Here is an 18,985-nt window from a genome sequence, read left to right as displayed (position 1 = left end):
GTTTTACTTCCTTTTCCTGTTAGAGTGTGTTTCGTCCTGTGTTTTTAGCATCATAGGACGTTTTCTGAGATATTTATAAGGAACCCGAACCAAGGTGTCTTGTTGATCTCTTAGCCGAACAGGGGCTAGGGGTGACATGTAAGGAACACCAAAGCTCTTGATCTGGACCATGTGTACACCTAAACAAATAAAGGCTAAAATTACTCCATAAAGCCCATAAACCCCTGCGATCATCATAATGGGAAAACGAAGAAGCCGAATTCCGATACTGCCGCTGTACTGCGGGCTTGCAAAAGACGCAATGGCAGTAAGACCAACGACAATAATCAGAAAAGCACTTACAACCGCCGCCTCGACAGCTGCTTGTCCAATAACAAGACCGCCTACAATACCGATGACCTGTCCTATCCCTTTGGGTAGCCGCAGACTGGCCTCGCGCAATATTTCCAATGCCAATTCCATAATTAAAGCCTCCACAAAAACGGGAAAAGGGATTCCCTCCCTTGAGGCAACGATAGATATGACCAGCTCAGGCGGGATTAATCCAGGATGGAAAGAAATCAGTGCAACGTACAACGAAGGCAGGAATGTTGCAATAAACAAAGCCATTAAACGAAGCATGCGGAAAAATGTCCCTAAGGGGAAACGCTCATAATAATCTTCTGGCGATTGAGCCAGCATCCAGAAGGTCATGGGAGCAATTAGGACAAAAGGGGTGCCATCTAGCATAATGACAACTCTCCCTGACATTAAGGCTGTTATAGCTTTATCTGAGCGTTCAGAGGCTTGAATCTGGGGAAACGGAGACCATGGATGTTCCTCGATCCATTGCTCAATAACCCCGGTATCGGAAGCATCATCCACATCAATCGTTTCGACTCTTCGCTTAACTTCTTGAACTAGCTCCGGATTTGCGATATCCGATATGTACAAGATTGCTAATTTACGGGAAGATCTCCTTCCTATGGTTATTTTGTCTATTCTGAAACTAATATCTTTGATGTGCCTTCTAACCATTGCCAGGTTGCTTTCCAAATCCTCAATAAAACCTTCCCTTGGTCCTCTAACCAAAGTTTCGGTGCTGGGTTCCTCAACACTTCGCGAAGGGAATTTGCCTGTAGAAGCAAAAAAAACATCATCAGTCCCTTCGATCAGCAGACAAGTATATCCCGATAACACTTTGCTTACACACGTTTCAAGGTCTGTCCCTTCTGTCATATCGATCGTAAATGCTGTCTGCTGTATCAACTCCTCCTTTATTTTGTCAGGATTAACTTGGGAGTGGTTTTCACGGATTCCAGTTAAAATGAGCGGCTTGACGATTTGTTCGTTAATCATACTTGTATCCGCAATACCGGAGAGATAGATCATAATGACATGAATTCCCGTTTGACCCACATTCATTTTTTTGAAGACGACATCAGGAAGATGACCCAGAGTCTTTTCAAGATAATCTAATTTTGCCTCGAGTGATCTTGCCACTGACGTTTCCCCCTTCAAAAAGCTTAAAGCATGATATGCATGTAATATGTGTAAAATAGTGATAAATATTCATTGATCGTTTTTCCCAGCAAAAGCAAAAACGAACACCTAATGGTGTTCGTCTTTAGTCATACATAAGGCTATATGAACTTAATCAGAATGGGATCATTTTTTGAACTCGTAAAAATGTTCCTCCAGCATGCTCAAGGAAAGCTCGGCTGTAGTGGCTACCACGATATCTGCACCTTGCATTTGCGAAGGTGTTCCTACACCGACCGCGAACATCCCGGCACCCTTGATCGCCTGTATGCCTGCCTGTGCGTCTTCTATGCCGATACAGTCGGCAGGCTGAACGCCTAGATTCGCAGCTCCGGCGAGGAAAATTTCCGGGTCAGGTTTTCCATGCCGAATGGCAGTAACATCTACCACACTGTCAAAATAGTGCGCTAGCTCCAGCCGATCCAGTATAAACGCTGCATTTTTGCTCGCAGAGGCCAGCGCGATGCCAACTCGGGCTTCACGCAGCTCCTTCAAAAGCGCTTGAATGCCCGGAAGAACGTCTGAGGGAGTCAAGGCTGAGATGAGCCGCTGATACTCGGTGTTTTTTTGTATAGCCAGTTCTTGCTTGCCTTCTTCTGATAACGTATTGGACAGGTTACCGCGTGCCAGTATTTTGTCGAGCGATTCCGTACGGCTGATTCCTTTTAACTGTTCATTAAATTCCCGATCAAAAGGGATGCTGAGCGCTGCTGCCAAGCTACCCCATGCCTGAAAATGATATTCGGCGGTATCTGTAATGACTCCGTCCAGATCAAAAATAACTGCTTTCATTTGCTTTCCCCCTGTCTGGTCCATTTATGAAGCACTGCTCGCCATTAACGACTGTCCACTGGTAATATGCGTTGGCTGTCCATACAGCTCCAGCGTGAGCGGTTCTCCGTCCAGCAGGGTAATGACTACTTCACCCTCCTGTACGAGAATACTTAGCAAGCGGCCGCGATAGTTGATTTTAAACGTATATTTGTTCCAGTCCTTCGGCAGAAAAGGGGAAAAGCTGAGTGTTTCATTATAGGTTCTCATCCCGGCAAATCCCTGTACAATCGCCAGCCAGCTTCCTGTCATGGAGGTGATATGAAGTCCGTCTTCGGTGTCATTATTATAGTTATCCAGATCCAGACGGGCCGTCCGTTTATACATTTCGACTGCCTTATCCTCCATTTTGAGTTCAGCGGCCAGTACGGCATGAATCGAAGGAGACAGACTGGATTCATGAACGGTCATTGGCTCGTAAAATGCAAAATTGCGTGCTTTTTCCTCCAGCGTGAACTGGTCTCCAAAGAAATAGAGCCCTTGCAGTACATCCGCTTGCTTAATGAAGCAGGAACGCAGGATTTTATCCCATGACCATTTCTGATTAAGTGGCAGATTGCTAGGATGCAAAGTGGATACAGGCTGCAAATCTTTATCCATAAAGGTATCGTGCTGTACGAAGACGCCCCGCTCTTCATCATAAGGATAATACATGTTGTTGATGATATCTTGCCAATGTGCACGCTCATCAGCTGTAACGGCCAGGCGCTGCGATTTCTCAGTCGAAATTTGAGGCAAGACTGACAAAGTATATTTTAGAACCCATGCAGCCAGCGTATTGGTATACCAGTTGTTATTAACGTTATTTTCGTATTCGTTTGGCCCGGTAACCCCGTGGATCATATACTGCTGACGGCTCTTGGAGAAATGAACCCGATCGGCCCAGAAGCGGCTAATTTCGACCAGTACATCGATTCCGTAGTCATGCAGATAGGTCAAGTCCCCCGTATAATTGGTGTAATTGTAAATGGCATAGGCAATCGCACCATTACGATGAATTTCCTCGAAGGTAATTTCCCATTCGTTATGGCATTCCACGCCTGTAAAAGTGACCATAGGGTACAATGCCCCTCGAAGCCCTTGCTGGGTTGCGTTATGCTTGGCACCCTCCAGTTGTTGGTGACGGTACAGCAGCAGATTTCGCGTTACCTCCGGGTCGGCAAGCGCGAGGTACATAGGTACGGCATATGCTTCTGTATCCCAATAGGTGGCACCGCCATATTTTTCACCCGTAAAGCCCTTCGGTCCGATATTTAGACGGGCATCTTCACCGTAGTACGTAGAGAATAGCTGGAAAATGTTAAAGCGTATTCCCTGTTGGGCCTCCGTATCCCCCTCAATTTCAACATCTGCCTTGTCCCAGCGTCTGGCCCAAGCGTCGATATGCTCTTGCTTAAGAGAGGTGTAGCCTTTGTTGACAGCTTCCACGGCGATGCGTTCAGCTTGCGGAATCAATGCATCCTTTTCCATATCGCGTGAAGTGGTGACGGCTACAATTTTTTGCAGTTGGATACGGTCACCTGGCGAGACGTTGTATTGATAGTGGCGTGCAGCATACAAAAAGCTCTCTTCCGTCGTCTGCTCATCTTGTCCCTCGGTTACAATACCCATGGTAGCGTTTACGGTAAAGCGCGGAATACCGAAGGGATTATCTATCGTTGTTGCGGACAGGCTGATGAATTGCTCTTGAACCTCACGGGCCTCTTCCAGCCAAAATACCTCGTCATAGTTGGTGTCCTCATTTTTCGTATTGCCATCCAAATAAGGAACAAGCTCAATGCTTAAAGGCTGATCGCTTATATTTTCGACCTGATAATCAATCAGGCATAATTCACGTGTAGTAACGCTCAGAAAACGCTCTGTAGTGATACGAACCTGGTCGTTCACAGTACAAGCGCGCCGCAGGATTCCCTGCTTCATGTCCAGCTCCTGCACAAAATCGCTGATGTGTGCCGTAAATAAGTCCACTTCCTCTTGGTTTACAATCAGACGGATGCCGATGAAGTTCATGGCATTGATGACCTTGCCGAAATATTCAGGATAGCCGTTCTTCCACCAGCCTACCTTTGTTTTGTCAGGGAACCAAATACCGGAGATATACGTCCCCTGATGATGATCCCCTGAATAAGTTTCTTCAAAATTGCCGCGCATGCCCATATAGCCGTTGCCTATGGACGTTAAGCTTTCCTGTAATCGCATGTGTGTGCTATGTAGAGTGTGTGTTGTCAGCTTCCAACTATCTACGTCAAATAATCGGTTGTAAACCATGATTGCGTACCCCTCTCGGAAAATGAGATCGTTGTTTTAACGGAACCAATATATGAGCGAGTTCAGTATATAGTGCAACCGTTTGCCCTGTCAACGCAAAAAAACTGATTTTATGAATATCCATAAAATCAGTTCTTGTTCATTTCTTAGAGATTCATAGTGTCTGGCTTGATTTGCGCTCTACAATTCGGTGGGGAACAATGATGTGCTTGGTCAATTCTTTCGGGTCTTCAATTTTTTCGATCAGACTTTTGGCAGCCTGATAACCAAGGCTGAAGATATCAATATCCACGGAAGTAAGTGGGGGATTCATCAGCTCAGCCAGCATCAAGTTATTGAAGCTCACCATGGACAGCTGCTCTGGCATGGATACGCCTAACTGAGCAAGCATTTTCTGTACGGCCATGGCTACAAGGTCGTCGCTAACGATCATCGCAGTAGGCGGCGGGGTAGCCTGCAATAACGTGCGCATGTCCTCTAGATTAAAGGGCTCCCTGACCACGTATTCCTTCGGTAGAGGCAAGCCGGCTTCTCGTAGTGCGTCTTGGTAGCCTCGGAGTCTTTCAAGATTTACGATGTGTTCCTGATCACCGCCAACATAAGCAATGCGCTCATGATTCAGCCCCGTCAAATAAGTGACCACATCTTTGGCTGCCTGGTAGTTATCGTTGTCTACATGGGTAGTTTCACTGACAAACTGCTGAGGCTTGCCGATAACGGTATAGGGAATTTTCTCTTTATGAAGATACTCCACGATGCTATCCTTTTGCTTGGAGTACAGGACAATGTAGCCGTCAACGCGTCCGGTCCGGGTCATTAGCTTTACGCGGGATAGCAATTCATCACTCGTTTTGCCTGTGACAATCGACAGTGTATAGTTGTGCTCGTTTACCCATTCGCTGATCCCGCGTAGGCTTTCCGGAAAGAAAGGATTCTGAAAGATCGCCACGTCCGATTCAGGCATAATAATGCCTATTGACTGTGTGACACGGTTAGCCAGGCTTTGAGCGGAATAGTTGGGTTCATAGCCAAGCGCCTTCATTTCTTTACGAACGCGTGCCTTGGTGGCTTCGCTGATTTTGGGGCTGTCTTGAATGACACGGGATACGGTGGAAGTAGCAACTTTAGCACGTTTTGCGACATCTTTGATGGTTACTGCCATCGTCTTCGTCTCCTTTTGCTATCTCAAGCAGAAAATATTATGTTCTATCATACGATATTGCTCCAATTTCAACAAATTAGCGGCTTTTTCGAGTATTTCTATCAGCATTAACCAAGATATTTATAACTAGGGTATTGCCAATAGAAAGCGATATCATTATAATAATCGTGCAACCGATTGCATAATTTTCTTATTGAGCACTACCCATGCTATACATACTATAAGGGATGGAGACTGAACGAGCATGAAAAAACTTCTATCATTTGATTTTTGGCAAAAGCTTGGGAAGGCACTTCTTGTGGTTGTTGCTGTCATGCCAGCAGCCGGGATTATGATTTCACTTGGTAAAGTAGTGGCGATGTTGGCTGGCGATATTCATTTCTGGGTGACTGTCGGCGGGGTCATGGAGAATCTGGGTTGGGGTATTATCAACAACTTACACATCCTGTTTGCCGTGGCGATTGGTGGTTCCTGGGCTAAGGAACGGGCGGGCGGAGCTTTTGCGGCCTTAATTGCTTTTGTTCTCATCAATATATCAACAGGAACGATTTTGGGCGTATCCTCGAAGATGCTAACCCAGGAAGGAGCAACCACTCATACTCTTTTCGGTGCATCGATTCCGGTCAGTGGTTATTTCACCTCTATTTTGGGGGCTCCTGCACTCAATATGGGTGTGTTTGTCGGTATCATCTCCGGCTTTGTCGGGGCCGTGGTGTTTAATAAATACTATAATTATCGAAAGCTCCCCGATGCTCTAGCTTTTTTTAACGGTAAGCGCTTTGTTCCGTTTGTCGTGATTCTCTGGTCTGTGATCGTGAGTTTGATCATGTCTGCTGTCTGGCCATTTGTCCAAGGCGGGATTAACCAATTTGGCGTTTGGTTGGCGACTTCAGGAGAGTCGGCTCCTTTTATAGCGCCATTTGTCTATGGTACACTGGAGAGACTGTTGATTCCTTTTGGTCTTCATCATATGCTGACCGTTCCTATTAACTATACTCAACTTGGTGGCGTTTACACGGTACTCACGGGTTCTGGAGCAGGAAGTGTTGTTGCTGGGCAAGACCCGCTGTGGCTGGCTTGGGCTAGTGATCTCAGTGCGCTTCGTGGTACCGATCCGGCAGCCTACAACAGCTTGCTGGGAGGCGTGACGCCTGCCCGTTTCAAGGTAGGACAAATGATCGGCGGAGCGGGCATCCTTATGGGGCTGGCAGTAGCAATGTATCGCCGTGTAGACAAAGATAAACGCGGCAAGTACAAGTCGATGATTTTCTCTGCAGCAGCAGCCGTTTTTTTAACAGGGGTGACGGAGCCGCTGGAATTCATGTTTATGTTCGTGGCGCCTGTATTGTATGTGGTTTATGCTATTCTTACCGGCATTGCTTTCGGAATGGCTGATATTATACATTTGCGTTTACATTCGTTTGGTATGATTGAGCTGCTGACTCGCTTGCCATTGTCTATAAATGCAGGGTTAGTGCAGGATATCATTAACTTTGTGCTGACTTGTGTAGTGTTTGCGGTAGCAACCTACTTTATCGCTTATTTTATGATCGGCAAATTCAAAATGGCTACGCCAGGAAGACTCGGGAATTATACAGATGAAGAGCCTCAAGCGACTTCCGAGGCAGAGAGTACAAAAGCCGATGGTTTGGCAGCGGTTTCAACTAAAAATCAATTGGCTGCGGATATCATCAAGACACTTGGGGGTGAGCAGAACATTGTCGAGGTGGATGCTTGCATGACCCGACTGCGTGTAACGGTGAAGGATACAGAAGCCGTCGGGGATGAAAAGACGTGGAAAGCGTTAGGCGCCTTGGGCTTAATTAAAGTTGATAATGGGGTACAGGCGGTTTACGGACCAAAGGCCGATGTGCTTAAATCAGATATACAAGACATACTCAATAGGTGATTAGCTTGAAATTATTAACCTTAAATGCACATGCTTGGATGGAAGAAAACCAACACGATAAGCTGAAGCAATTGGCTGCTTTTATTGATGAACAGCAGTTTGATGTCATTGCTTTGCAGGAAGTCAACCAGTCCCTAGAAGAGACTCCGTTGACACCGGACGATTTGGGCGCGTACTATAGTGCAGATCCTGAAGTTGTCATTAAACGCGATAACTATGCTTATGTGCTGAACGGTCTATTGTCCGATGCTTATCACTGGACGTGGGCTCCCGCGCATATTGGTTTTGCCAAATATGACGAGGGTTTGGCGATTCTGTCCAAAACACCGATTACAGCGACGGTGAACGAATATATTTCCTCAATGCAGGATTATGACAACTACCGCTCGCGTAAAATTGTAGGCATTCAGACTGTGGTGGACGGAGTACAGGCCTGGTTTGTCAGTGGGCATTATAACTGGTGGAATGATGAGGAATCCTTCCGTGGACTATGGGATCGTACAACCGAAGTGCTCGATCCTTTAGCTCCGGCTCCTGTATTTGTGATGGGGGATTTCAACAACGCGGCTGAAGTGCGCGGAGAGGGATACGACTATGTAATGCAATCCGGTTGGTCAGACACCTATTCGAACGCTGCAGTACGTGATGCAGGACACACAGTTATCAAAGCTATTGCTGGCTGGGAAAGTAATGCGGAGCCGCTTCGTATTGACTATATTTTCTCCCGTAAGGCAGCACAGGTTCAATCCTCAGCAGTTGTACTGAATGGGAAAACAGGACCGGTTGTATCCGATCATTTCGGCGTTGCAGTCGAGTTGGAACTGTGATGAACACACAAAGGAGGCCATTTGCTTATGCAATTGGCCTTTTTTCTTACGGATTTCGATTTTAATCGAATGGTATATTGAATAACAATCGCAATCAATACCAAAATCATATTGTAATAAAAGGGAGTATTGATGCTAAAACAGTCCATGAGCGCGCCTGCAATGATTGGAGACACAATGGCCCCCAATTCTGACAAAGATACGACGTTGCCGATAAATGAGCTTCTATTTTCTTCAGGAATAACATCCCCTAGCTGCGAGTAAAAGGAATCCAGATAGCTGGCTCCTCCTATACCTCCGATGAACATCCCCAAGTATACGATCCACGGTTCTGTGAACCATAAAAATAAGATAATTTCCATCATGATTAATAATAGACCGATGATACATAGCAGCAAGCGATCCTTGAGCATATCAGATATTTTACCAATAAAGGGTGCTGATACAAAGGTAGATATGCCGATGATTGTAAAAGCTAAGCTGATTTCTGCTGGACTCCAATGGAGCTTGTAGGTTGCATACACAGAGAAGTATGTTAAAAATATAGCAAATGCACTCATTTCAAGGAAATGAACGGTGGAATAAAGCAGCAACTGTTTTGTTAATATGATTCTTCTTTGCGGTTTTTGAAGGGGGGGATGCTGTTGCTGTGGCTTTAAGGGAGAATTAGCGAAAGTCATTCTTGAAGCGGCAATGAAGGATATACATGCAAAAATAGCAACGAAGTAAAACGGTACGGATAAAGAAAAATAGGAAACAATGACTCCACTTATAAGAGGGCCTAAAATCATACCGGCACCTTCACTGCTGCTAATATATCCATTTAGCGTGCCTCGATTCTCTGCGGTGCTCATGTGATTGACCGTGACTCTTACAAAGACGGTTAGCCCTATAGCCACCAAGCCTTGAAGAAGTCTCAGTATGGATAGAATGATGAAGCTTGTTGCAATCGGAAACAGGAGCATACAAGCGATTTCAGCGATGAGTAAGCCTAACCCCAAGCGTTTTGCGCCTATCTTTTCATAGATTCGTCCTGCCATGCCTCCGCCAAGAAATCTTCCCACATAAAACAAAGAAAATAAAATGCTCATGCCAAGTGTAGATATCCCGAATTGCTCTACATAAATAGCAAAGAGTGGAAGGATCATACTTCCACTCATGTTAGCAATAAGGCTGATCACGATCATACAGGCAATATTACGATTTAAATATAAGTTTCTTACCATATCCTCGAAACCTCTCTTTGAGCTTGCATCATGGGGACCGTTTTTTTCGATGACTCTTTATTATGAATGAACGGCTTCCATTCGAGCTAGTGGGTTCCTTCATAGGATACGCTGGTGTACTCCACGCTGTGCCTAAATTCAGTGCAATTTTGGAGGTGTGACACGTATGACAAGGGAGTGGCGTAGCCTTTAAGCAGGGAAGCCGCCTCCTGGGGGTGGCCAAGCTCCATAAATCCGGCGCAGTAGTACGATTTCACCCAAATGATAGGAATTGTGGGAAGCGATATTCCGCAGCAATCCCGCTTTTGTTTCCCCTGGGAAATGAGTCAGTAATTCATCCAGTTGCGCGGTTTCAGCAATTTGCACAGCCCGATCTACGCCCTGTAAAAATTCATTAATGACAGCCTGCCATGCCTCTTCGCTTTGCGGTCCAGTTTCTTCCGGCCAGCTTTCCATGACATTGCCTGGAAGCTGGGGCTTCCGTCCTTCCAAATGCTCCAGCATAAATTGCTGCCAGTAAATCATATGCTTCAGCAGTTGATAAATGCTGTAGGGCATTTCCGCGTTTTTCTTCCCTGCCAGCTCGATGTCAATGTCTGGCAAAGCCCGAGCCACTCGAATATGTCCACGTTCCCCGACCAGTGATTTAACCAGTGCTTGACCAAATAATTGGTTGGCATCCGACATGTATAATCATCCCTTCTATGGAGAGCTTGTTTCTTGCTTAGTCTTATTTAGCAATTATACAATTATATTTTTCGAAATGGAAATAAATGCGTGGTCTAAAGTAAAGGGCAGAAATCATTTTAATAAAGCAGTTGATAATTGTTATCAATTAAATTACAATAATATTGTTTCTCTTGAAACAATAAAATACATTTGTATATGTTGTTTAATATATACGGAAATGTTAAGGGGAGCTTTCCGTATATGCATATTGTTTCTTTAGAAACAATTAGGCGGTGGGAATAAAGTTTTTAAATAAGGGGTGTGAACATGGATTACGAAGTGATTGTAGTAGGCGGCGGACCTGTTGGGATGTGGTTAGCTGCTGAGTTGGCATTGGCGAGGGTAAGCGTATGTGTAATTGAACGTTTAGAGGAGCCTATTCGCCAGTCGCGTGCGCTTACGCTACATCCACGGATGCTTGAGATGTTTGATATGCGTGGATTAAAGGAGCGGTTTATGAAGCGCGGCAGACCTATACGTACAGGTCACTTTTCAATGCTGAATACCCGCTTGGACTTTTCTGTGCTTGATAGTTCCTCCAATTATACGTTGTTTATTCCACAGGTGATTACAGAGCAAGTGATCGAGGAGCATGCGCTCAAGCTGGGAGTTGTCGTTCACCGTGGTATGGAAGTGGTATCTATGCGAGAGCAAGAGCAGGGCGTAGAGGTGGTTAGTGTATGTGCATCTGGAGCACAAGCCAATGTATCGGTGATGACTGCTGCCTATGTCGTAGGAGCGGATGGGGCCGGGAGTATCGTGCGAAAACAAGCCGGAATTGCTTTTCCGGGCACGGATACTACTCTGACCGCTGTATTAGCGGATGTAGAGCTAGCCAATCCGCCTGAAAATGGCGTACATTCCGAATATAGTGAACGAGGTGGGGTGATGATTGCCCCTGTGTCTCCAGATATTTATCGGGTTATTTTGACTACACCTCGACTGATAAATGTCCCAAAAGACGTACCTGTGACGCTGGAAGAAGTGCGGACAGAACTGCGCGATCTGCTTGGTACAGATCTTGGCGTCACCAATCCTCGCTGGTTATCCCGATTCGGGAATGCAACGCGGCAAGCGCAGACATATCGAAAAGGGAGAATCCTGCTAGCAGGTGATGCTGCGCATATTCACTTCCCGGCAGGTGGACAGGGAATGAATGTTGGCCTGCAAGAGGCGGCGAATCTGGGATGGAAGCTGGCAGGAGTGATTCGTGGCTGGGCTCCAGACACGCTGCTGAATAGTTATCATGACGAACGTTATCCGGTTAATACGCAGTTTTTACGGAATACCGAGGTTCAGACTCGCTTATTGGATTTTACGCCTGCTGTATTGGCACACCGCCAATTACACGAGGAATGGTTCCGCCATCCGGAAATTAATCGGTCTATGGCAGAGCAGATTAGTGCACTGGATGTATGTTATCCAGCGGCTGGCAATATACCGCAGCATCCGCTGAACGGAAAACGGTTTGCGGATTTTGAATTGCAGTTGCCTGACGGAGTGACATCGTATGCTTACGATCTTCTTCATGAAGGCCGCTTTGTACTTCTCCATCTTGCACAGGATCCTAAGGTATCGAATGAGTTTCGCCATATCTCCCTTTCACATATTTCATATGTGGAGGCCGTAGCCGAAGAATTGCCCGTTGGATGGAGAGGTGTGCATACGGTTTTCATCCGTCCCGATGGGTATATCGCTTGGGCCATTTCGGTGGAACAAACGGATATAGCGAGTGTTATTAAGGATGGCATTGTCACGTTAATATAAAGGAAAAAGGTATGATCATGACCATATTGTTTCCTGCGAAACAAATGTGGGCTATAATGAAAGGAGGAGTATGCCAAAGGAGTGACTACTTGTTCGTATGGAGAAGGCGACATCGGTTCAGCATGTCTATGATTTGCTTATTAAGATGAATCACCAGCTGGAGCAGCATCAGCAGCGAGAGAGCATGATCTTTCTCGAAGAAATCCGCGAGCACTTTGACGGAATGACTTCGCTCAATATGACGGATGTGCACGTTATGGATTGTATTGGTAGGCATGAGCCGATCAATGTTACGACATTAGCGGAACGAATGGAGCTGAGCAAAGGTACCATTTCGAAAGTTAGCACCAAGCTGCTCAAGGAAGGCTGGATTCGCAGAACCCAGCTGAACGACAACAAGAAAGAAATTTATTTTCGGCTAACCCCGTTAGGGAAAAAGCTCTTTCTTGTACATGAGCGGCTGCATGCTAAGGTACAGCATCAGTTATTTCAATTTTTAGATCGTTATAGCTCGGAAGAACTACATGTCTTGAAGCGTCTGCTGTCCGATGGCGTAGGTTTCTTGGAAGCTATGGAGTAGCAGAGCAAGAATTTTAATACAAGGGACATTTAAATCATCGACAATGTGCACCTGTTTCATCTCTGTGTGATAGCCACATGGGGAGATGCAGGTGCTTTTCTTTTAATGCAATAGTCGTTTTGCTTCCATATAGAGCACCTGCACGAACTTTTTCGTATTAATGCGGGCTTGGGACAGTGAAGGCTCCACATTGTTTTGCAACTCCAGCATTTTTTTGCGGATTTCAGTAAAATCAAAAAATTTGGATGCATAATTTTCAAACTTAGGATGGGTATAGTCGGTCAATCCGAGCGATACTATATGGCTTAATGTCTGGAAAATGGCGCGGCGGACACGCTGCTCCGATGCCTTGATTTCCTTGCTCAGCTCTATTGCTGAGGCCGAGTCTCCTAATCGTTTGGACGCTATATTCGCAAATATATCCTTTAGCGAGGGAAACAGATAGGGCGATAGATTGCCGGTTTCTTCCTCATATTGCTCCAGATATTCCAGCATATCCAGTAAATCCACACTTCCGGCTTCGCCGATCATTCCCATCTCGGAGAGCAGAAACTGCCCCGAACTGACAATGTTTCGGGTCGGTTCCAGTGTCGCTGATGGGCTATTCGATGTGAACATCGACAGTCCTTGCAGTGTGCGCTGGATATCTGTAATGGATTGTTGCATGCGCAGGCGTTCGGACACCTTTTGGATAACTGCGATAATTTCCAGTCGATTCAAGGGCTTGGCAATATAATATTCAATACCTAGCGAGTACGCCTCACCGATCATGTTTTTGGATTCAATCCGAGAAATCATAATGATTTTTCCGCTAAATTGATCACCGAGTGCACGCACGGTCTGAATGCCGTCACGAAGCGGCATCAGCAGGTCAATCAGTAACACATCAATTCGGTTCAACTCCAGCAGGCTGCTATTCACGTAGGAACCGTCCTCCGCTTCCCCAACGACCTCCCCTAAACCCTCGTCTTCAATAATGTCTGCCAGCATAGAACGAATCCCCTGATCGTCATCTACTATATAAAAACGCATCCGGGCTATCTTCCTTTCTCCGTCAGTTTCCGTAAAGGCAATATGACTCTAAAAGTGGTCTGTGATCTATCTGTGTGCTCATCTTCATTTTGTAGTAGTTCAAGCGTTCCATCAAGGCTCTCCGCGACTTCACGCACATAAAATAAACCCATGCCGGTCGAAGGTTGTCCTCCCTCATCATACTTGGTCGTGTATCCCGGTGTGAAGATCATTTCCCGTTTACGCTGAGGAATACCTGGACCGTTATCGGTGACACTAAAGGATATTATATCCTCTTGTCCCGGTAGAAAATGAATGGAAACGTCAATCCTTCCGCTGTCCTTCATCGCTTCCACTGAATTGGATGTCAGATTGTTGATCAGCGTGAGAACTGTATAAACATGCAGTTTAGGCAACAAAGGATCGAAATTCAGCGTGAAACGGATAGACTTGCCCAGCGATTGGGCGTATTTGCTGTTCGTTCGGACGATCAGCTCACCAAGTTCCTGTGAAGTCATATAATGCACGTCGCTTTCCGAATCAATGAGCTTGGACAAACCGGCAAAGATCCGCTGGCTGTCTTTTTTAATCTCATGGACCTGTCCGGAAATACGTAGCGCCTGTCTGGCGTAATGCTCTCTATCTTTCAGAGATTCATCCTGCTGCAGTTCACGGTAGAGTTCATAGCTTTCACGGGTAATCCGCTCTGCGTGCGATAGAGTTTTGCCTAACTGGACTGACTCCTCGTACAGGTCCGACACCAGAAGTAAAATTCGCTCTGTCTGCTGTCTTTGTGCCTCTTCATGCTGAACAGATTGATTTAATCGAATCATATTATAGAACCCAAGCACGAAGAAGCTGCGGATCATGGCCATAAAAGCCACTTTGCTGATCTTCATGATGTCCCAGAAATCGCCGTCAATGCTTCGCCGGACACTAAGTTCCGCCACACTTGCGGCAACCTCAATCCCCACCGAGAGGAGGCCTACGCGCAGTGCGCGGTAAGGCTCGGCATTAATGTTAAGGACCTGAAAGAGCAGGCCATAAACCATGTAATAAAAAAAGGTAGGTCCATGCAAGGTCACCAACGCTTCAAAGGAAGACCCGGGATGGAGATAATGATTGAGTGAAATGCGAAAAGCGACTACTGCGATCCCGACAAGCACACCCGAGAGTGCAGGCGGAATTTGACGTATGGATAACAGAAAGAAAAAAAACACAGGCGTACCGAAGCTGAGACGAAATGTATTATCGAACGGGTGAATATTCAACTCACCTGCCAGTGGTACAAAGATAAGCATCAGCAGGAAAAGAAGGGTATTTAGCTTCATCCCAATTCACCTCCGGATATTTGTTTCAGAAAGGCAATGTAAGATAAATTCACAGGCTCAACATTAATGTTTGTGAATTTATAGAAAAAAAGAAATACATGTGTAGATAACTGTCGGTTTTTATAGTTCGGATTGTAGTATAAATAACATCATTTGAATATTAAGAGCTGCATACTGCAAAAATATACAAACCAGCCAGGGGGGACATGAAGTGAAAAAGATTAATTTAACAATGCAAATCTTTATCGGTCTGGCTTTAGGTATTATTGTTGGTGCCTTATTTTACGGCAATTCAGGGGTGGAAGTCTACTTAAAGCCGATCGGTGATATTTTCATCCGCTTAATTAAGATGATTGTCGTACCTATTGTGATCTCAACGCTCATTATCGGTGTAGCCGGCGTCGGAGATATGAAGAAACTGGGGAAACTCGGCGGGAAGTCGATTCTGTACTTTGAAATTGTAACAACCATTGCAATCCTATTTGGTCTGCTTGTTGCCAATCTGGTTCGACCCGGTGAGGGCGTGGACATGTCCCACCTGGCCAAAAGCGATATCCATTCCTATGTGGAGACTGCAGAAAAGTCTGGCCATAACTTTATAGATACAATTGTGCATATTGTACCTACCAATGTTATTCAAGCTCTGGGCGAAGGAGATATGCTGGCTATTATATTCTTCTCCGTGTTGTTTGGACTAGGAGTAGCTGCGATTGGTAACAAGGGCAAGCCTGTGCTGAACTTCTTTGAAGGTGTAGCCGACGCCATGTTCTGGGTAACCAATCAGGTTATGCGCTTGGCTCCGTTTGGCGTATTTGCACTGATTGGAACGACAGTGGCCAAGTTTGGATTAGCTTCGTTATGGCCGTTATTGAAGCTTGTCCTGTCAGTGTACGGCTCCATGTTACTGTTCATTGTGATTGTTTTTGGAATTATCGCCAAGCTTTGCGGTACCCGTCTCTGGACCATGGTTAAAATTTTGAAAAGTGAGCTGTTGCTTGCGTATTCGACGGCCAGCTCGGAAAGTGTCCTGCCTAAGATCATGGAGAAGATGGAGAAATTCGGATGTCCGAAGGGAATCACGTCCTTTGTCATTCCGATCGGATATTCTTTTAATCTGGATGGCTCCACTCTGTATCAGGCACTAGCTGCCATTTTTATTGCCCAAATGTATGGCATTGATATGCCGATCACGACCCAAATCACGCTTGTACTCGTACTGATTATTTCCTCCAAAGGGATTGCTGGTGTGCCGGGTGCTTCCTTTGTCGTGTTGCTCGCTACGCTGGGAGCAGTGAATCTCCCGCTGGAAGGTCTGGCCTTTATCGCTGGTATTGATCGTATTCTGGATATGGCGCGTACGGTAGTCAATGTTTTAGGGAACTCACTTGCGGCTGTAGTCATGTCCAAATGGGAAGGCCAATATGATAAAGAAAAAGGCGAGGAATACGTTGCCTCAATTAAATAAGATACATTGAACCGTATAGTGGATAAAAAGAGCACCTTTGCGAAGTAATGCAGAGGTGTTCTTTTTGTTTCCAGACTTGTTAACACACTTCCTTTTTCGACATTTTTCGATGTTTTTTGTATGGATATATAGGTATATGGGCATGAAAAATAAGCCTTAGTACCTATGTGATTATAGAATTATTTATAATGATTCTTAATAAAATACCGATATTAAATTATACCGTTTTATATATTGGCTTAGAAGGGAAGATCATGCATGTTTCTCAAGAAAAATGAGTCTCAATCACTTGCTCCTTTAGTAGAAGAAAGCCGCAAACTTTCACAGAGAATACAGCAAAAGGATTATGCTGCTGCAATACAAGTCTCCTCAGCATCTCCTGAGGTTCAAGAAATCGCAAACAATGTTAACCAAGCGATAGAGTCCATGAAAAATGATGCTCAGCATGTTGATATCCGTTTGAAGCTTGTTACCAAGGCGATAGAGATTGGATTATGGGACATGGAGGTCATTGCGGGTGATCCTGTCAATCCCAATAATACGTTCACATGGTCGGAAGAATTCCGTTCTATGCTGGGATATCAGAGCGAAAAAGAATTCCCCAATGTATTGGACAGCTGGTCATCTCGACTGCATCCCGAAGATTATGACAGGTCTTTGGCAGAATTGTCTGATCATTTGCTGGATTTTACGGGAAAGACGCCATATGACGTACAGTATCGTTTGAAGCTGAAGCATGGAGAATACCGCTGGTTCCGGGCTACCGGAACGACGATCCGCGACGAGAAGGGAGTGCCGCTTCGGATTGCGGGCGCTCTGCTGGATGTGCACGATCAGAAGATTAAGTCGGAGGAGCTTCAGGCGCTAGTTACAAGATACGACCTCATTAACCTCGTGTTGGTTGAAGCTCCTTACGATGTAAATATTATCGAAGGGGACATAGAGAATCCGGATAATACATTTTGGTGGTCACCGCAATTCCGCGAAACGCTGGGATTTAAGGACGAGCAGGATTTTCCAAGCAAGCTTAGCAGCTGGGCTTCAATCCTGTATCCTGAGGATGCTGAAATGGCGATTAAAGTTTTGAATGATCATTTAAATGATTATACGGGGCGCACACCCTACGAAATGGAATGCCGTTTAGTGCGTAAGAATGGTGAACATCGCTGGTACTATTGCAGTGGGAAAACATTGCGCGATAGTAAGGGAGTACCTATTCGCATTGCCGGAACAATCCGTGATATCACAGTAGAAAAGGAAAAGCAGGCTGTGGCGGATGAGCTTACGCTCAAAATCCAGCATCTCTCTGATTCCATTACAGAAATGGTGAACGGTGTTAACTCGGTTAGTAACCAGGCGCAGGAGCTGGCTACGGCTCAAGAGCAATCGACAGAGGCAGCCAATCAAGCCAAAGTCAGCGCAGAAGAGACGCAAAACATTTCGAACTTCATTAAAGAGATTGCGAATCAAACGAATCTGCTGGGTCTGAATGCTGCTATTGAGGCATCGCGAGCAGGCGAGCAGGGGCGTGGTTTTGCGGTCGTTGCAGATGAAGTGAGGAAGCTTGCCATCCATAGTGCTGATGCGACCGGGAATATCGAGACCAGCCTGGACGAAATGAAAACACTCATTGAGCGAATTCTGCACAACATCGGGAACATGTCTACGCTGACACAAACACAAGCCGCGCTAACGCAGCAAGTGAATGCATCTACGGATGAGATCAACAGTATGTCCAAAGCTTTGTTGGATTTTGCGAGAACGATGTAAGGTTTTTGATTTCATGTGAATATTAGACCGGGCCATAGGCTCGGTCTCTTTACTGTTTTTGGTAGATGAACTATACTTTTTGACGATCGATCTAAAAATGACCTCATAGTAACTTCATGTGGAAAAGAGGAAACGATTTGAGCCTACTTAGTTCAATATTGGTTGGAATTGTAGCGCTGGAGCACGTGTACATTTTAGTGTTGGAAATGTTTCTGTGGACGACTCCACGCGCGATTCGTACGTTCGGTACCTCGAAGGAACTGGCAGGAGTGACCAAATCCCTGGCAGCCAATCAGGGGCTGTATAATGGATTTCTGGCTGCTGGATTGGTGTGGGGCTTGGTCTATCCCGATCCTGTGATCGGGCGGCAAATCCAATTATTTTTTGTCATTTGCGTGGTAGTGGCTGCGGTGTATGGTGCATTAACGGCCAATAAGTCTATTTTATTAAAGCAAGGCCTGCCTGCCATTCTGGCATTAATCAGTTTGCTGGTCTTCTAAAAGACACTCTTAACGAGTGTCATTTTTGCTAATTCGATTACATAATGTCTGCAATGCTAATGACAAGGGGAATAGACAGTTTTAAACG

Annotated in this window: 15 protein-coding genes; 7 read left to right on the top strand and 8 right to left on the bottom strand. The window is 45.5% G+C overall.

Annotated features, from left to right (window positions below; translation table 11 throughout):
* Positions 1-3: 3 nt before the first annotated feature.
* From C0638_RS06460 to C0638_RS06445, 4 genes are all read right to left on the bottom strand, one after another.
* Positions 4-1,482 (bottom strand): spore germination protein, encoded by a 1,479-nt coding sequence (locus C0638_RS06460; RefSeq protein WP_058711344.1) that lies wholly within the window; start codon positions 1,480-1,482, stop codon positions 4-6.
* Positions 1,483-1,647: 165 nt separating this feature from the next.
* Entirely contained in the window at positions 1,648-2,313 is a 666-nt protein-coding gene (gene pgmB / locus C0638_RS06455) for a beta-phosphoglucomutase (RefSeq protein WP_014599390.1), read from the bottom strand.
* 24 nt (positions 2,314-2,337) lie between these two features.
* A complete protein-coding gene (locus C0638_RS06450) occupies positions 2,338-4,620 on the bottom strand; it encodes a glycoside hydrolase family 65 protein (protein ID WP_058711343.1) in 2,283 nt (760 codons plus the stop codon).
* A 154-nt stretch (positions 4,621-4,774) separates the two neighbouring features.
* The gene (locus tag C0638_RS06445) at positions 4,775-5,782 is read right to left on the bottom strand and encodes a LacI family DNA-binding transcriptional regulator (RefSeq protein WP_013368935.1); all 1,008 of its coding nucleotides are present in this window, start codon (positions 5,780-5,782) and stop codon (positions 4,775-4,777) included.
* A gap of 244 nt (positions 5,783-6,026) precedes the next feature.
* Between C0638_RS06445 and C0638_RS06440 the strand changes: the two genes are divergently transcribed.
* Positions 6,027-7,691 (top strand): PTS transporter subunit IIBC, encoded by a 1,665-nt coding sequence (locus C0638_RS06440; RefSeq protein WP_025674323.1) that lies wholly within the window; start codon positions 6,027-6,029, stop codon positions 7,689-7,691.
* A 5-nt stretch (positions 7,692-7,696) separates the two neighbouring features.
* Positions 7,697-8,518, top strand: coding sequence for an endonuclease/exonuclease/phosphatase family protein (locus tag C0638_RS06435; protein ID WP_058711342.1), 822 nt, complete (start codon positions 7,697-7,699; stop codon positions 8,516-8,518).
* Here C0638_RS06435 and C0638_RS06430 read toward each other — a convergent pair.
* Both C0638_RS06430 and C0638_RS06425 read right to left on the bottom strand, forming a co-directional pair.
* Complete coding sequence (locus tag C0638_RS06430) at positions 8,485-9,744, bottom strand: MFS transporter (protein ID WP_233902293.1); 1,260 nt, start codon at positions 9,742-9,744, stop codon at positions 8,485-8,487. The two genes, C0638_RS06435 and C0638_RS06430, sit on opposite strands and share 34 nt — an antisense overlap.
* Positions 9,745-9,933: 189 nt before the next feature.
* Complete coding sequence (locus C0638_RS06425) at positions 9,934-10,431, bottom strand: DinB family protein (RefSeq protein ID WP_058711341.1); 498 nt, start codon at positions 10,429-10,431, stop codon at positions 9,934-9,936.
* A 309-nt stretch (positions 10,432-10,740) separates the two neighbouring features.
* Here C0638_RS06425 and C0638_RS06420 point away from each other — a divergent pair, with 309 nt between their 5' ends.
* The gene (locus tag C0638_RS06420; RefSeq protein ID WP_058711340.1) at positions 10,741-12,240 is read left to right on the top strand and encodes a monooxygenase; all 1,500 of its coding nucleotides are present in this window, start codon (positions 10,741-10,743) and stop codon (positions 12,238-12,240) included.
* A 97-nt stretch (positions 12,241-12,337) separates the two neighbouring features.
* Positions 12,338-12,820, top strand: a complete 483-nt coding sequence (locus tag C0638_RS06415; protein ID WP_058711339.1) for a MarR family transcriptional regulator — start codon at positions 12,338-12,340, stop codon at positions 12,818-12,820.
* 102 nt (positions 12,821-12,922) lie between these two features.
* Here C0638_RS06415 and C0638_RS06410 read toward each other — a convergent pair whose 3' ends face one another.
* Positions 12,923-13,852 (bottom strand): response regulator, encoded by a 930-nt coding sequence (locus tag C0638_RS06410; RefSeq protein WP_058711338.1) that lies wholly within the window; start codon positions 13,850-13,852, stop codon positions 12,923-12,925.
* A gap of 5 nt (positions 13,853-13,857) precedes the next feature.
* The gene (locus C0638_RS06405; RefSeq protein ID WP_040102352.1) at positions 13,858-15,162 is read right to left on the bottom strand and encodes a sensor histidine kinase; all 1,305 of its coding nucleotides are present in this window, start codon (positions 15,160-15,162) and stop codon (positions 13,858-13,860) included.
* A gap of 211 nt (positions 15,163-15,373) precedes the next feature.
* On the opposite strand from C0638_RS06405, the gene C0638_RS06400 reads away from it, so the two are divergent.
* From C0638_RS06400 to C0638_RS06390, 3 genes are all read left to right on the top strand, one after another.
* The gene (locus C0638_RS06400) at positions 15,374-16,627 is read left to right on the top strand and encodes a cation:dicarboxylate symporter family transporter (protein WP_040102351.1); all 1,254 of its coding nucleotides are present in this window, start codon (positions 15,374-15,376) and stop codon (positions 16,625-16,627) included.
* 258 nt (positions 16,628-16,885) lie between these two features.
* Entirely contained in the window at positions 16,886-18,397 is a 1,512-nt protein-coding gene (locus C0638_RS26025; protein ID WP_058711337.1) for a methyl-accepting chemotaxis protein, read from the top strand.
* A gap of 137 nt (positions 18,398-18,534) precedes the next feature.
* Positions 18,535-18,897: a DUF1304 domain-containing protein gene (locus C0638_RS06390; protein ID WP_025674330.1), complete on the top strand. Its 363-nt coding sequence runs from the start codon at positions 18,535-18,537 to the stop codon at positions 18,895-18,897.
* Positions 18,898-18,985: the final 88 nt, after the last annotated feature.

Source organism: Paenibacillus sp. lzh-N1 (genome assembly GCF_002872435.1).
In the GTDB taxonomy this organism is placed as follows: Bacteria; Bacillota; Bacilli; order Paenibacillales; family Paenibacillaceae; genus Paenibacillus; species Paenibacillus polymyxa_C.
The sequence above is the reverse complement of the archived record's forward strand: the minus strand, read 5'-3'. Positions and strand labels throughout refer to the sequence as shown.

What these genes read in the sequence shown, in the direction of transcription:
- C0638_RS06450 (WP_058711343.1), bottom strand. Translation starts at nt 4,620, where the DNA reads ATGGTTTACAACCGATTATTTGACGTAGATAGTTGGAAGCTGACAACA.
- pgmB (WP_014599390.1), bottom strand. Translation starts at nt 2,313, where the DNA reads ATGAAAGCAGTTATTTTTGATCTGGACGGAGTCATTACAGATACCGCC.
- C0638_RS06415 (WP_058711339.1), top strand. Translation starts at nt 12,338, where the DNA reads ATGGAGAAGGCGACATCGGTTCAGCATGTCTATGATTTGCTTATTAAG.
- C0638_RS06405 (WP_040102352.1), bottom strand. Translation starts at nt 15,162, where the DNA reads ATGAAGCTAAATACCCTTCTTTTCCTGCTGATGCTTATCTTTGTACCA.
- C0638_RS06425 (WP_058711341.1), bottom strand. Translation starts at nt 10,431, where the DNA reads ATGTCGGATGCCAACCAATTATTTGGTCAAGCACTGGTTAAATCACTG.
- C0638_RS06410 (WP_058711338.1), bottom strand. Translation starts at nt 13,852, where the DNA reads ATGCGTTTTTATATAGTAGATGACGATCAGGGGATTCGTTCTATGCTG.
- C0638_RS06420 (WP_058711340.1), top strand. Translation starts at nt 10,741, where the DNA reads ATGGATTACGAAGTGATTGTAGTAGGCGGCGGACCTGTTGGGATGTGG.
- C0638_RS06430 (WP_233902293.1), bottom strand. Translation starts at nt 9,744, where the DNA reads ATGGTAAGAAACTTATATTTAAATCGTAATATTGCCTGTATGATCGTG.
- C0638_RS06440 (WP_025674323.1), top strand. Translation starts at nt 6,027, where the DNA reads ATGAAAAAACTTCTATCATTTGATTTTTGGCAAAAGCTTGGGAAGGCA.
- C0638_RS26025 (WP_058711337.1), top strand. Translation starts at nt 16,886, where the DNA reads ATGTTTCTCAAGAAAAATGAGTCTCAATCACTTGCTCCTTTAGTAGAA.
- C0638_RS06445 (WP_013368935.1), bottom strand. Translation starts at nt 5,782, where the DNA reads ATGGCAGTAACCATCAAAGATGTCGCAAAACGTGCTAAAGTTGCTACT.